The organism is Leisingera sp. NJS204, assembly GCF_004123675.1.
GTDB lineage: Bacteria > Pseudomonadota > Alphaproteobacteria > Rhodobacterales > Rhodobacteraceae > Leisingera.
This window is the reverse complement of the sequence record NZ_CP035417.1, coordinates 3,420,513-3,432,965: the sequence shown is the minus strand read 5'-3', so window position 1 is coordinate 3,432,965 and position 12,453 is coordinate 3,420,513. Positions and strand designations below refer to the sequence as shown.

The 12,453-nt window shown below is 62.5% G+C and carries 14 protein-coding genes; 7 read left to right on the top strand and 7 right to left on the bottom strand.

Features of this window, described 5'->3' with window-relative positions:
* Positions 1-16 precede the first annotated feature (16 nt).
* Entirely contained in the window at positions 17-904 is an 888-nt protein-coding gene (locus tag ETW24_RS16680; protein ID WP_129372094.1) for a mechanosensitive ion channel family protein, read from the bottom strand.
* Positions 905-1,059: 155 nt separating this feature from the next.
* Between ETW24_RS16680 and map the strand changes: the two genes are divergently transcribed.
* Positions 1,060-1,869: a type I methionyl aminopeptidase gene (gene map, locus ETW24_RS16675; RefSeq protein WP_129372093.1), complete on the top strand. Its 810-nt coding sequence runs from the start codon at positions 1,060-1,062 to the stop codon at positions 1,867-1,869.
* 288 nt (positions 1,870-2,157) lie between these two features.
* Here the strand turns inward: map and ETW24_RS16665 are convergent, their stop codons facing one another.
* Together ETW24_RS16665 and ETW24_RS16660 are read right to left on the bottom strand one after the other, a co-directional pair.
* Positions 2,158-2,820, bottom strand: coding sequence for an HAD family hydrolase (locus ETW24_RS16665; RefSeq protein ID WP_129372091.1), 663 nt, complete (start codon positions 2,818-2,820; stop codon positions 2,158-2,160).
* Positions 2,821-2,946: 126 nt separating this feature from the next.
* Positions 2,947-3,282, bottom strand: coding sequence for a hypothetical protein (locus ETW24_RS16660; protein ID WP_129372090.1), 336 nt, complete (start codon positions 3,280-3,282; stop codon positions 2,947-2,949).
* 308 nt (positions 3,283-3,590) lie between these two features.
* On the opposite strand from ETW24_RS16660, the gene ETW24_RS16650 reads away from it, so the two are divergent.
* Positions 3,591-3,911 carry an NIPSNAP family protein gene (locus ETW24_RS16650; RefSeq protein ID WP_129372089.1) on the top strand — a complete coding sequence of 107 codons (321 nt, stop codon included), beginning with the start codon at positions 3,591-3,593 and terminating at the stop codon, positions 3,909-3,911.
* Positions 3,912-3,921: 10 nt separating this feature from the next.
* Positions 3,922-4,266 carry an antibiotic biosynthesis monooxygenase family protein gene (locus ETW24_RS16645; protein ID WP_129372966.1) on the top strand — a complete coding sequence of 115 codons (345 nt, stop codon included), beginning with the start codon at positions 3,922-3,924 and terminating at the stop codon, positions 4,264-4,266.
* A 256-nt stretch (positions 4,267-4,522) separates the two neighbouring features.
* Here the strand turns inward: ETW24_RS16645 and ETW24_RS16640 are convergent, their stop codons facing one another.
* Positions 4,523-6,550, bottom strand: coding sequence for an NADPH-dependent 2,4-dienoyl-CoA reductase (locus ETW24_RS16640; protein ID WP_129372088.1), 2,028 nt, complete (start codon positions 6,548-6,550; stop codon positions 4,523-4,525).
* Between the two features lie 136 nt (positions 6,551-6,686).
* Here ETW24_RS16640 and ETW24_RS16635 point away from each other — a divergent pair, with 136 nt between their 5' ends.
* Together ETW24_RS16635 and ETW24_RS16630 are read left to right on the top strand one after the other, a co-directional pair.
* The gene (locus tag ETW24_RS16635; RefSeq protein ID WP_129372087.1) at positions 6,687-7,169 is read left to right on the top strand and encodes an RNA pyrophosphohydrolase; all 483 of its coding nucleotides are present in this window, start codon (positions 6,687-6,689) and stop codon (positions 7,167-7,169) included.
* Positions 7,170-7,308: 139 nt separating this feature from the next.
* On the top strand, positions 7,309-7,770 hold the full coding sequence (locus tag ETW24_RS16630; protein ID WP_254695642.1) for a hypothetical protein: 462 nt from the start codon (positions 7,309-7,311) through the stop codon (positions 7,768-7,770).
* Positions 7,771-7,776: 6 nt separating this feature from the next.
* On the opposite strand, the gene ETW24_RS16625 is transcribed toward ETW24_RS16630, so the two are convergent.
* A complete protein-coding gene (locus ETW24_RS16625) occupies positions 7,777-8,652 on the bottom strand; it encodes an EamA family transporter (RefSeq protein ID WP_129372086.1) in 876 nt (291 codons plus the stop codon).
* Between the two features lie 75 nt (positions 8,653-8,727).
* On the opposite strand from ETW24_RS16625, the gene ETW24_RS16620 reads away from it, so the two are divergent.
* Positions 8,728-9,213, top strand: a complete 486-nt coding sequence (locus ETW24_RS16620; protein ID WP_129372085.1) for a MarR family winged helix-turn-helix transcriptional regulator — start codon at positions 8,728-8,730, stop codon at positions 9,211-9,213.
* A 182-nt stretch (positions 9,214-9,395) separates the two neighbouring features.
* Here the strand turns inward: ETW24_RS16620 and ETW24_RS16615 are convergent, their stop codons facing one another.
* Complete coding sequence (locus tag ETW24_RS16615; RefSeq protein WP_129372084.1) at positions 9,396-10,388, bottom strand: adenosine kinase; 993 nt, start codon at positions 10,386-10,388, stop codon at positions 9,396-9,398.
* 60 nt (positions 10,389-10,448) lie between these two features.
* A complete protein-coding gene (gene nth, locus ETW24_RS16610; protein WP_129372083.1) occupies positions 10,449-11,093 on the bottom strand; it encodes an endonuclease III in 645 nt (214 codons plus the stop codon).
* 281 nt (positions 11,094-11,374) lie between these two features.
* Between nth and ETW24_RS16605 the strand changes: the two genes are divergently transcribed.
* Positions 11,375-12,244, top strand: coding sequence for a methylated-DNA--[protein]-cysteine S-methyltransferase (locus tag ETW24_RS16605; protein WP_129372082.1), 870 nt, complete (start codon positions 11,375-11,377; stop codon positions 12,242-12,244).
* The last annotated feature ends 209 nt before the right edge of the window (positions 12,245-12,453 follow it).

Sequence of the window (12,453 nt, the reverse complement as noted above, 5' to 3'; positions counted from 1 at the left end):
AACGCCGGCCTGCTGGTCAGGCGGCCTTGCTGGCCTCGTCTTCCTGGCTGGCAGCTTCGGCGTGAACCAGTGTCCGGGTCGGGAAGGGAATGTCGACCCCGGCTGCATCCAGTGCTTCTTTGACCTTGCGCTTCATGTCGGCCTGATACTGAAAGTACTCGGCTGCATCGACCCAGACACGCACCAGAAAATCCACCGAACTGCTGTTCAGCGCATTGACCTGGATGAAGGGTTCCGGATCGCTGTGCGAGCGGCTGTCGGCCATGATCGTGTCGCGGATCACCTGTTCTGCCGTGGCCAGGTTGGCGCCATAGCCGACACCAAAAGTCCATTCTGCCCGGCGGGTGTCGAAAGACGAGTAATTGGTGATGGTATTGCCCCAAACCTCGGAGTTGGGAATGATCACCTTCAGATTGCTGAGGCTGGCGATGACAGTATTGTTAAGCGTCATTTCATGCACCGTGCCCATTTCGCCGTTCACATCGATGAAATCACCCAGCTTGAACGGGCGGAACAGGATGATCATCACGCCTGCTGCCACATTCGACAGCGCACCCTGCATGGCCAGGCCGATCGCCAGGCCGGCAGCACCGATGGCCGCCACAATCGAGGTGGTCTTGACGCCAAAGGTATTCAGAACAAACAGCACCGCAAAGGCGAGAATGACATAGCGCGCAAGATTGCCGAGGAAATGAAACAGGGTCACGTCGAGTTTGGCGTGGGTATCGCCCAGTGCCACGATCCGCCGCTTGACCCAGCGCGCGGCGATGAAGCCTGCCAGAAGAATGACAGTTGCGGCCAGCACGTTGCCCAAGGCCTGTGCCAGAAATTCCAGCGTCACCAGATCGGCCAGTGATTTTCCTCCGTAAATCTCAGTCTTCATCAGGTCATCAATGTTATCCATGCCGCTGCATTCCTCCTGGCTTGTGCCGTTTCCGCTCTCCCGGTCCAACGCAGCAAGGCTGAAAAAGTTCCACCAAGCCGCCGCTGCCCCCTCTGGCCCTTTTGGCCAAGACCCCTTAGATAGCTACGGAACAAAACCCGATGGAGCTCCGCCTGATGAGATCGAAAGACGGCCGCACAACCAAGGACGGCATCCGCATTCATGAAGCCGGCGATTTTGCCGGCATGCACAAGGCGGGTGCCTTGGCGGCGCGTATTCTGGACGAGATTGCCGCGCATGTGTTTCCGGGCCAGACCACTGGCGAGATCGACCGCCTGATCACCCAAAAGGTTGAGGATGCCGGCGCCAAGTCCGCAACCATCGGTTACAAAGGCTATCAGCACGCCAGCTGCATCTCGGTGAACCATGTGGTTTGCCACGGCATTCCCGGCGACAAAAAGCTGAAGGATGGCGACATCCTGAATATTGACGTGACTGTGATTGTCGACGGCTGGTTCGGCGACACTTCGCGGATGTTTGTGGCGGGCAAGCTGCCGCGCAAGTCCGAGCGTCTGATCCAGGTCACCCATGATTCGCTGATGAAAGGGATCGAGGCGGTGAAGCCCGGCAATACCTTTGGCGACATCGGCCATGCGATCCAGGTTTACGCCGAAAGCCAGCGGATGAGCGTGGTGCGCGATTTCTGCGGCCACGGATTGGGCACGGTCTTTCACGCGCCGCCCAACGTGCTGCACTATGGCCGCCCCGGTACCGGCCCGGTGCTGGAAGAGGGCATGTTCTTCACCATTGAGCCGATGATCAACATCGGCCGCCCGGAGACCAAGATCCTGGCGGATGAATGGACCGCCGTCACCCGCGACAAGTCGCTGTCGGCGCAGTTTGAGCATTCGATCGGGGTCACCGCGGACGGGGCCGATATTTTCACCCTGTCGCCGGCCGGGAGATTCCACCCGACCTACGGGTAAGCTGTCAGGGCGGCGGCGGGGGCCGGCCCCCGCACCCCCGGGGTATTTTCAACCAGAAAGAAGCAGCAGCGGGCTGCGGCTTTAACTGTCCCGGTCCTCTGCTTCCTGCTGCTTCCACAAGGCCAGCAGCATGGTGCTGCCTGCCCATGGGGTTACCGCGTCCTGAATGAACAGCGGTGCCCGCAGTGGTTTCGGCTTGGGTCTTGCCCTGGTTTCAGTCTCTGCAAGGGAGGGCAGAAACGGGGTGCGCAATGTCTGCTCCATGCGGGCGACAATACCACAACGGCCTCAGATCGACAAAAGGGCCGGCACCTCTGCCATATCGTTGAACACCTCAGCCCCCAGCGCGGCAAGCCTGCTGCCGCTGCCTTGCGGAGCATACCCGAGGCAGCGCATGCCCGCGCGCACCGCAGCGGTGACGCCGCTGCCGCTGTCCTCGATCACCAGGCAATCGCGTGCCTGCACACCGAAGTGGCTGGCGGCGGCCAGGAACAACCCCGGTTCCGGCTTGGCCACACCCAAGGATTGGGCTGAGAACATGGCCTGCGGGTGGAACCGCTCCCACAGCCCGTTCTGGCCCAAAGTGATGCGCATCTTTTCCTCGCTGCCATTGGAGGCCACGCAGACCGGGATGCCATGTGCATCAAGCTGTGCCAGCAAATCGGGAATACCCGCTGTGAGCGGTATGCCCTCTTTCAGCCGGGCATAGGTCTCGGCATGGATTTCCGCGATCCAGTTTTCCGGCAGGTCCGCGCCCAGGCTGCGGGCCTTGGCCATCACATCCGCCATGGTGCCGCCGGTAAAATAAGCCATTGCCTGCTCTAAGGTCAGATCCAGCCCGTGGCGCGCAAGGTTGTCTGCCATCGCCTGGTTCGAGGCCGGCTCACTGTCCACCAGCACGCCGTCGCAGTCGAAGATCACCAGTTTCGGGGTCGGATAGGTCTTGGGCAAGGTGGTCTGCCTCTATTCGGGAATGGCTGCAGGTCACAAGCTTACCCGTCATGCCCGGCTGCGGCAAAGCCGGAAACAAAAAATGCAGGAAGAAGACCCCCTGCATTCCTGTTTATACCCCGAAGTTCAAGCGGCTTCGAACTTGCAACGCTTCTTCTTTGCCAGACCGACCAGCACTTCGTGACGTTTGTTTGCCGCCTCCAACGCCTCGTTTGCGTTGGCATAGTTCCCAATCACGGCGGGCCAGAACAGCAGTGCCGCCGCAACGTTCTTTCCAGATGCCGTTTTGCCTTTCTTGGCTTCGGCACGGATTTCATCAAGCTGGCCCATCTGGGTCTTGATCCCTTCGCAGGTCAGCGAAGCGTCATCGACATTATTTGTGGTGACAACGTCCGGTGAAACGCAGCCCGACAGGAGCAACGAACCTGCTGCGAGCAGGCCAAGAAACGATGCAGTTTTCATATTGGATCCTTTTAAACCGCAGGAAAAGGCCGCGATTTGGGTTAACTCACCTGCTAACTACAATCTGTGATTTGATCCTGCAAACAATAATCACGCATTCGGAGAAAGGCCCATCAGATGGTACGGGCTGCGCTCTGGCGCCGCACGCTGCTGCTGGTGGCGGGCGACGCTGGCCATGTGCCGCACGCCACGCCGGATGTTTCGGAACTGATCACCATCATCGTCGCGTAACGTTTCGGTCTGGACCGAAGCATCCAGGAGGCGGTGCGGGCTAGACAGGAGGTTCCGAAGAAACAGAGGACTTTCACATGCTGACCTGCATAATCCGTTACCGTATCGACCCTGCCAAGAGGGCGCAGTTCGAACTCTACGCCCGCAACTGGGGGCAGGCGATCCCGCGCTGCGGCGCGGATTTGGTCGGGTATTTTGCGCCGCATGAAGGGTCGTCGACACTGGCTTATGGCATCTACAATGTGGAGAACTTAGCTGAGTATGAAGCTTATCGTGCCCGGCTGGCGGCGGACCCCTTAGGGCGCGAGAACTATGAGTTTGCGCAGAAAGAGCGGTTTTTGCTGCGCGAGGACCGGACCTGGCTGAAACTGGTCTCGGCACCGCATGGGGCTGGTTGAGGGGGTGGATATGATAGCCGTGATGTTCGAAGCGGAGATTGCTCCGGGACAGAAAGAGTCTTATCTGCAGGCCGCGGCCGCACTGCGAGAGCTGCTGGAGCAGGTGGACGGCTTTATCTCGGTTGAGCGGTTTCAAAGCCTGAGCGCGCCGGAGAAGCTGTTGTCGCTTTCTTTCTGGCGGGATGAGGCAGCGGTGCAGCGCTGGCGCGAGGGCGCAGAACACCGGGCAGCACAAGGCAGCGGCCGGAAAGGTGTCTTTGCGGATTACCGGCTGCGGGTGGCTGGAGTGATCCGGGACTATGGTATGGCGGACCGGCTGCATGCGCCGGCGGACAGCCGGTCAATGCATGGTTGACCGGGACTGAATTACAACAGATGCCCGTTCCGGGGGAACCCGGACGAGAGGCAGCTTGTGGCGGCTGCGGAATAAGACAGCGCGCCGGGTGGCGGCTCCCGCCCGGCTTAGGAGCATGAAACATGCTCTGCGCCCGTTGGGCGTGGCAGCGCGCCTTTGCGCGCTGCCATCTGCCGCGCCGCAGGCGCGGCCGGGCCCAACTGCAGGCCGGGTCCGTCAGGACCTGGAGCGGCAGGCGGGAGCGCCTTGCCTGCTTTTAGAGTTCCGCCGCCAGCCGCGTGCCCTGGTTGATGGCGCGCTTGGCGTCCAGTTCCGCGGCGACGTCGGCGCCGCCGATCACATGCGCAGTGATGCCATGCTCAGCCAGATCATCTGCAAGCGACCGGTCGGAGATCTGTCCGGAGCATAGGACGATGGTGTCCGCCGGAACCAGAGTGGGATTTTCGCGTGCGTCGCCAAAGGAGACATGCAGACCGTCCTCATCAATGCGCTCGTAGTTCACGCCGCCCAGGAATTCCACGTCCTTCATCTTGAGCGTGGCGCGGTGAATCCAGCCGGTGGTCTTGCCCAACCGCTTGCCATGGCGTTCCGCCTTGCGCTGCAGGAGTGTTACACGGCGGGCAGGGGCGGCAGGCTGCGGGCCTTCAGGGGCGAGGCCCGCGCGGTGCTCTGCCGGGTCGGTGACGCCCCATTCCTTCATCCAGGCGGGCAGATCGGTGGCGGGGCTGTGGCCCTCTTCCAGCAGGAATTCCGAAACATCAAAGCCGATGCCGCCGGCGCCGATCACCGCAACCCGCTGTCCGGCCGGTTTCTTGTGGCGCAGCACGTCGATGTAGCTGAGGACATTGTCCCCGTCCTGGCCCGGAATGGCCGGGTCGCGCGGGATCACACCGGTGGCAACAACGACCTCGTCAAAACCGGTCAGGTCCCCGGCGGAAACGTCGCGGCCCAGTTCCAGCGTGACGCCGGCCTCGGCCACCATGGTGCGGTACCAGTCGACCAGGCCCCAGAATTCCTCTTTGCCCGGAACCTGTTTGGCCATGTTGAGCTGGCCGCCGATTTCATCTGCCCGGTCGAACAGGGTGACCTGGTGGCCGCGCTGGGCGGCGGTGACGGCAGTGGCAAGGCCGGCAGGGCCTGCGCCCACGATGGCCACGGATTTCACCGCGGCGGCGGGTTCGATCGCCAGCTCGGTCTCGTGGCAGGCGCGCGGGTTGACCAGACAGAACGTCAGTTTGCCGCTGAAGGTGTGGTCGAGACAGGCCTGGTTGCAGGCGATGCAGGGGGCGATGCGATCCGAATGGCCCGCCGCGGCCTTGGCCACGAAATCCGCATCTGCCAGCATCGGCCGCGCCATCGACACCATGTCTGCGCAGCCCGTTGCCAGCACGTCTTCGGCCACTTCCGGGGTGTTGATCCGGTTCGAGGTGATCACCGGAATGCCAACTTTGCCCATCAGTTTCCTGGTAACCCAGGCAAAGGCGGCACGGGGAACCGAGGTGGCAATGGTCGGTATGCGCGCCTCGTGCCAGCCGATGCCGGTGTTGAGGATGGTGGCGCCGGCCTTTTCAACCTCTTGCGCCAGCTGCACAACTTCCTCGTGGGTGGAGCCCTCAGGCACCAGGTCGATCATCGACAGCCGGTAGATGATGATGAATTCAGGGCCCGCCGCTTCGCGGGTGCGGCGCACAACTTCGATGGGCAGCCGCATCCGGTTTTCATAGGACCCGCCCCAGCGATCGGTCCGTTTGTTGGTACGGGTGACCAGGAACTGATTGAGGAAATAGCCCTCGGACCCCATGATCTCGACCCCGTCATAGCCTGCCTCCTGCGCCAGGCGGGCGGCGTTGACGATGTCGGCGATCTGCTTCTCAATCCCGTCCTCGTCCAGCTCATGCGGCGGAAAGGGGGAGATCGGCGATTTCACCGGGCTGGGGCCAACGCATTTCGGCCCATAGGCATAGCGGCCAGCGTGCAGGATCTGCATGGCGATCTTGCCGCCTGCCTGATGCACGCGCTCCGTCACCACGCGGTGGTTCTCGACGTCTTTGGCACAGGTCATCATTGAGGCACCGGGCAGCACCGAGCCTTCGAGGTTCGGGCCGATTCCGCCGGTGACCATTAGTGCGACCCCGCCGCGGGCACGGGCGGCGTAAAACTCAGCGACCCGGTTCCAGTCGCCGGTTTCCTCCAGCCCGGTGTGCATCGAACCCATCAGCACCCGGTTCTTCAGCGTGGTAAAGCCCAGATCCAGCGGGGCAAGCATTTTGGGGTACGCAGTCATCTGAAACTCTCCCTGGCAGTTGCGCCTAGGATCGTGGGCGCGGGCCGCCTTGTCACGTGCAAACGCCGCGTCACCCCCTTGCGTGCCCCGGCGGCAAGCGGTCTAAGGTTGAGCAATGTATGGTTAGGAGAGCCTGATGACGCCGGAAGAGATTGCCAAGCTGCCCTACCGCCCCAACGTGGGCGTGATGCTGATCAATGCCGAGGGCGCGGTGTTTGTCGGCCAGCGCAAGGACCGTTACAAGGACGCCTGGCAGATGCCGCAGGGCGGAATTGATGCGGGCGAGGACCCGCGCGCGGCGGCCTTGCGTGAACTGGAAGAGGAAACCGGCGTGGCGTCGGAACTGGTGGAGATCATCGCCGAGAGCGATGGCTGGCTGCCCTATGACCTGCCGCATGATGTGGTGCCCAAATTCTGGGGCGGCAAGTACCGTGGGCAGGAGCAGAAATGGTTTCTGATGCGGTTTCTGGGCCGCGATGATCAGGTTGATATTGCGACGGATCACCCGGAATTCTCGGCCTGGTGCTGGCAGCCGGTGGCGCAGCTGGTGGAGAAGATCGTGCCGTTTAAGCGCGAGGTTTATGCGCGGGTGGTGGATGAGTTCAGGGAGTATTTGTGAGATGGGATTGCGCCGGCCTCTCCTAAGCTGTTCAGCCTGGCCGAAAGGCCGGGCAGCGCCTGACCTTCCCCGCGGGACGGCGCTTTGCACCTCGCCAAGGTCAGGCGCTGCCCTAAGCGTTCTTATCGCGGCAATGGTTGTGACAATATTTGCCAATTCTGCTGCCGCCCTCAGCTGCCTTCCTTGGGGACCTGCGGACGCCTATCTGCAGGCCGCAAAATCGGACAGCGTCTACAATGTCATCGCGGGGGAATTGCGGTTCGACGAAAATCTGCTGCCGCAATCCCATGCTGACAACCCGAATGACACGCCGCCGCTGACCCGCATCCCGGCGCAGCTGTCAGGCAAGATGCTGGACGGCAAGTATTTCTCTAAACGGGTCAACGCGCAGGCAGTGCTTGAGGTGGAATGCCTCGGCCCCTGGTGCGGCGGCATGGCCTCGGGCGCGGAGCAGGTGTTCTTTGCCGAACAACGCGGGCAGGAGCTGGTGATCCGGGCGGGTGCCTGCGGCGGGTTTGTGTTTGCCGATACGTCAGAGGTGCGGCGGCAGGTTCTGGATTGCCACCGCGGCAAGGCGTGCGAGCCCGCAATGCCGCGGTGACCGGGGTTACTCCGCCGGGGCTGGGTGCCGTTTGGCGCGCAAGCGCAGCCGGGACTGGCCAAGCCACAGGCTGAACAGGGCCAGCAGGGCGCCCAGCATCTGGTTGGGCGTCAGGGTCTCAGCCAGCAGCAGCCAGCCCAGGATCACGGCCGACAGCGGGCTGAGCACACCGAGCAAAGACACCTGCGACGGCTCGATCCGGGCCAGGCCGCGGAACCACAGGATATAAGTCAGCGCGCCGCCGATCAGGCTCATATAGGCGAGGCCGGCGATGTTGGCGGCGGTGAAAACGGGGACCTCCGGCACCATCCACAGTGTTACCGGCACCAGCAGCAGCCCGCCAGCAGTCAGCTGCCATGCAGTGAAGGTGAGCGGCGGCACAGGCGGCTGCCATTTGCGGCTTAGAACCACACCGCCAGCCATTGACAGCGCCCCGCCTAGGCCGGCCAGCACGCCCCATGTGTCGAGTCCGGCCGCAGGGGTCAGCACCAAAAGAGCAACGCCGGCAATGCTCAGCAGGGCGGCGGCAACGGCGGCGGCGCGGATCTGCGATTTCAGCAGCAAGGCCGACAGAAACACCACGATCAGCGGCTGCACTGCGCCCAGCGTCGCGGCGACGCCGCCGGGCAGGCGGTAGGCGGATACAAACAGCAGCACCCAGAACAGCGAGAAATTCAGCGCCCCCAGCACCGCCAGGCGCGGCAGCCAGTTGAGCGGCGGCAGCCGGCGCACCAGCAGCAGCAGCAAAAGCCCCGCAGGCAACGCCCGCAGCAAGGCCACCACCAGCGGCGAGTGGCCGGGCAGCAAAGAGGTCGTCACGATATAGCTGCTGCCCCAGATGGCAGGGGCAAGCGCGGTCAGCAGAAGGGTCCGGATGGGCATGGGGTTCTCCTTATCTTGATGTCGAGATAATGAATTTTATCTTGACGTCAAGATGCAATCTTCTAAACCGGGGATATGGACCATGTGGATTTTATTACCCAGCAATGGGAACGGGAGCGGCCGGACCTTGATGTCACGGCCATGGGCGTGATTGGCCGGGTGGCGCGGCTGTACCTGGCGTATCAGCGCGGAATGCACACGACCTTTGCAGAGTTCGGGCTGAATGCGGCCAAATTCGATGTGCTGGCCACGCTGCGCCGTTCGGGAGATCCTTACACATTGTCGCCGGGCGAGTTGCTGAAGGCAACAATGGTGGCCTCGGGCACGATGACCAACCGGATCGACCGGCTGGAAGCGGACGGGCTGGTCAAGCGCGACGTGAATCCGGAGGACAGCCGCAGCTTTCTGGTGGGTCTGACTAAGGAGGGCCTTGCCTTGGTTGACCGGGCGGTAACCGCGCATGTGCAGACGCAGGCGCGGCTGCTGGAGGGGCTGGGGACACAGGAGGTTGAGACCTTCAAGACGCTTTTGAGCAAAGCCCAGGCAGCGGCTGACAGCTGACGCCAAGAGTTCAAAAAGTCCAAATGCGCTGAAGTAAGAGGGCTGCGCGGGCTGGCGCCCTTGCGTCCTGCGGACGGCGGGGCGGGGGTGGCGCAGCGCGGCAAAGCCGCTCTGCGCCACCCCCAACGGGAGAAACTGCACCGTCAGGTGCTGGTTCGACGGGCGGGAGAACGCCGCTGAATTCAGGCCAGTCCGGCTTCTTCCAGCAGGTGCAGAACATTGGTTTCCGGGCGCGGGCCGATATGGCGGATCACTTCGCCTGCACAGATGCAGCCCATCCGGGCGCAGACGTCCAGGCTGCGGCCAGTGGCCATGCCGAACAGGAAGCCGGCGGCAAACTGGTCGCCCGCGCCGGTGGCATCGACCGGCACAATGGCTTCGACCGGGACGTCGATGCGCACGCCGTCATTCAGCACGGTCACCCCGTCGCTGGACCGGGTGCAGACCACCAGCGGGCAGATTGCGGCGGTCGATGCCATCGCGGCCTCCAGGTCATCGGTTTCAAACAGCGCGCAAATTTCGTCCTGGTTGCCGATCACAAAATCCAGTTCGTTGCCGATCAGGCTCAGGAAGCTGTCCCGGTGCCGTTCAACGCAGAACGGGTCGGAAATCGACAGGCCGACCCGGCCGCCGCCCTCGCGGCACTTGCGGGCCGCTTCCATGAAGGCGGTCTTGCCCTTGTCCTTGTCGAACAGATAGCCTTCCAGGAACATGATCCTGGCCTTGCCGGCGGCGTCTTCGGGAACATCCTCCGAACTCAGCTCGGAAGAAATCCCCAGGTAAGTGTTCATTGAGCGTTCACCGTCGGGCGACACAAAGATCATTGACCGTGACGTCGGCTGCTCGCCATCGGTAACCGGCGGGTTCACAAAGGCGACGCCTTCGTTGTTCATCGCATCGGCATAGAATTGTCCCAGCGCATCGCCGCGGACCCGGCCGATAAAGGCGGCCTGCAGCCCCAGCGCGCCGGCGCCGGCAATGGTATTGGCGACCGAGCCGCCCGGGGTCAGCACCCGGTTGCCCATCGCAGCATAAAGATCCTCGCAGCGGTCGCGCTCGATCAGCTGCATGATGCCTTTTTCGATGCCCTGTTCGGCCAGGAAGCTGTCTTCGCATTGTGCAATCACATCGACGACGGCGTTGCCGATACCGACGAGCTGATAGGTTTTGGTCATGGTCCCTCCTCGGGAAAATCCGGAGCGGTTCCGGTTCGGAAAATATGCCGCGCCAAAGGTTTATAGGTTCTTGTCTTCATACATGCACAGATCGCGGATCAGGCAGCTGCCGCACATCGGTTTGCGTGCCTTGCAGTGATAGCGGCCATGCAGGATCAGCCAATGGTGGGCGTGCTGCTGGAAATCTGCCGGGATGTTATCCTCCACCGCGCGTTCGACGGCGTCCACATCCTTGCCCGGGGCAATGCCGGACCGGTTGCCAACGCGGAAGATATGGGTGTCCACTGCCTGTGCGGGCTGTTTCCACCACATATTCAGCACCACATTGGCAGTCTTGCGGCCCACCCCCGGCAGCGATTGCAGTGCGGCGCGGGAATTGGGCACCTCGCCGCCGTAGTCATCAACCAGGATCTGGCTGAGCTTCATCACGTTCTTGGCCTTCTGACGGAACAGGCCGATGGTCTTGATGTGTTCGGTCAGCCCTTCAAGCCCCAGATCCAGCATTTTTTGCGGGGTATCGGCGATCTTGAACAGCGCGCGGGTTGCCTTGTTCACGCCGGCATCGGTCGCCTGCGCCGACAGCGCCACCGCCACCACCAGCGTGTAGACATTGACATGTTCCAGCTCGCCCTTGGGTTCGGGCTCAGCTGCCTTGAAGCGCGTGAAAATCTCGCGCAGCGTATGATAGTCGAGTTGCTTTGCCATGGCAGCGCTTATGTACAGGTCAGACCTTAAAGAGCAATTGAAATTGCGGTGCCGGGACAGTTTGCGGCGGCATGTAAGAGAGCAGGCGGGCAGCTTTTAATGCTGCGTTTGCGGCAGCGGATTTTACAGAATTTTTCCGGTCCGGCCCGGCACTTCTGTGATTGCCGCTCCGGTCCCGCTTTGCCAAGCGAGTGCGCGGGGCAGGGGATTTCGCAAGTTCCGGGTCGAACGGCCGGAGCAGGCGTAGTAAGTTGGTCCATAAGTCAGAACAGGTTGGGCCGATGAATATCGAAACACGGGAAAACACCTATCATTACGGCGTCATGCGCCGGGCGATTGAGCTGATCGACGACGGCGGCGAGGATCTGACGCTGGAGCAGCTGGCCGCCCGCATGGATATGAGTCCGGCGCATTTTCAGCGGCTGTTTTCCTCCTGGGTCGGTGTTTCGCCCAAACGCTACCAGCAGTATCTGCGGCTGGGCCATGCCAAGGCACTGCTGCGCGAGCGGTTCACCACGCTGGAGGCCTCGCACGCTGTGGGGTTGTCGGGGTCCGGCCGGCTGCATGATCTGTTCCTGCGCTGGGAGGCGATGAGCCCCGGCGAATATGCCCGCAAGGGGGATGGCCTGCGGATCTTTTGGGGCTGGTTCGACAGCCCCTTTGGCCTGGCGCTGGTGATGGGCACGGAAAAGGGCATCTGCGGGCTGGGGTTCGCTGCCGAAACCGGGGCGGAACCAGCCATGGCAGACATGCGCGCGCGGTGGCAGCAGGCGGAATTCGTCGAGGATCCCGCAGCCCTGCGCCCGCTGGCAGAGGCTGCATTTGCCCAAAAAGGCGAGACCGCGCTGCACATGATCGGCGCGCCGCTGCAGATCAAGGTCTGGGAAGCGCTGCTGCGCATCCCGTCAGGTCACGTCACTACATATTCCGAGCTGGCGCAGGCAATCGGATCCCCAAAGGCCGTGCGTGCGGTTGGAACTGCAGTCGGGCGGAACCCGGTCAGCTGGCTGATCCCCTGCCATCGGGCCCTGCGCAAATCCGGGGCGCTGGGCGGCTATCACTGGGGCCTGCCGGTCAAGCGCGCGATGCTTGCTTATGAGGCGGCGCGGGACGAGGAGGCTGCGGCAGATGATATGCGCGCTGCCGGCTGAACAGGCGCCGCAGCAGGCCCGGATGTGACGGTTTGGCCGGTAACCGGGCTTCGTGGCGCTGGCGGGCGGCTTCGCGTTCCGCTTCATAAGGTTTCGGCAGATGGTGCTGCGTGTCCCAGCGGTCCTTGCCCAGGGTGATCATGGAAATCCATTCATAAGTCAGCATTGTGTGTCTCCTTCTTGGAGGTGCAGACAACCAGACCACTGCT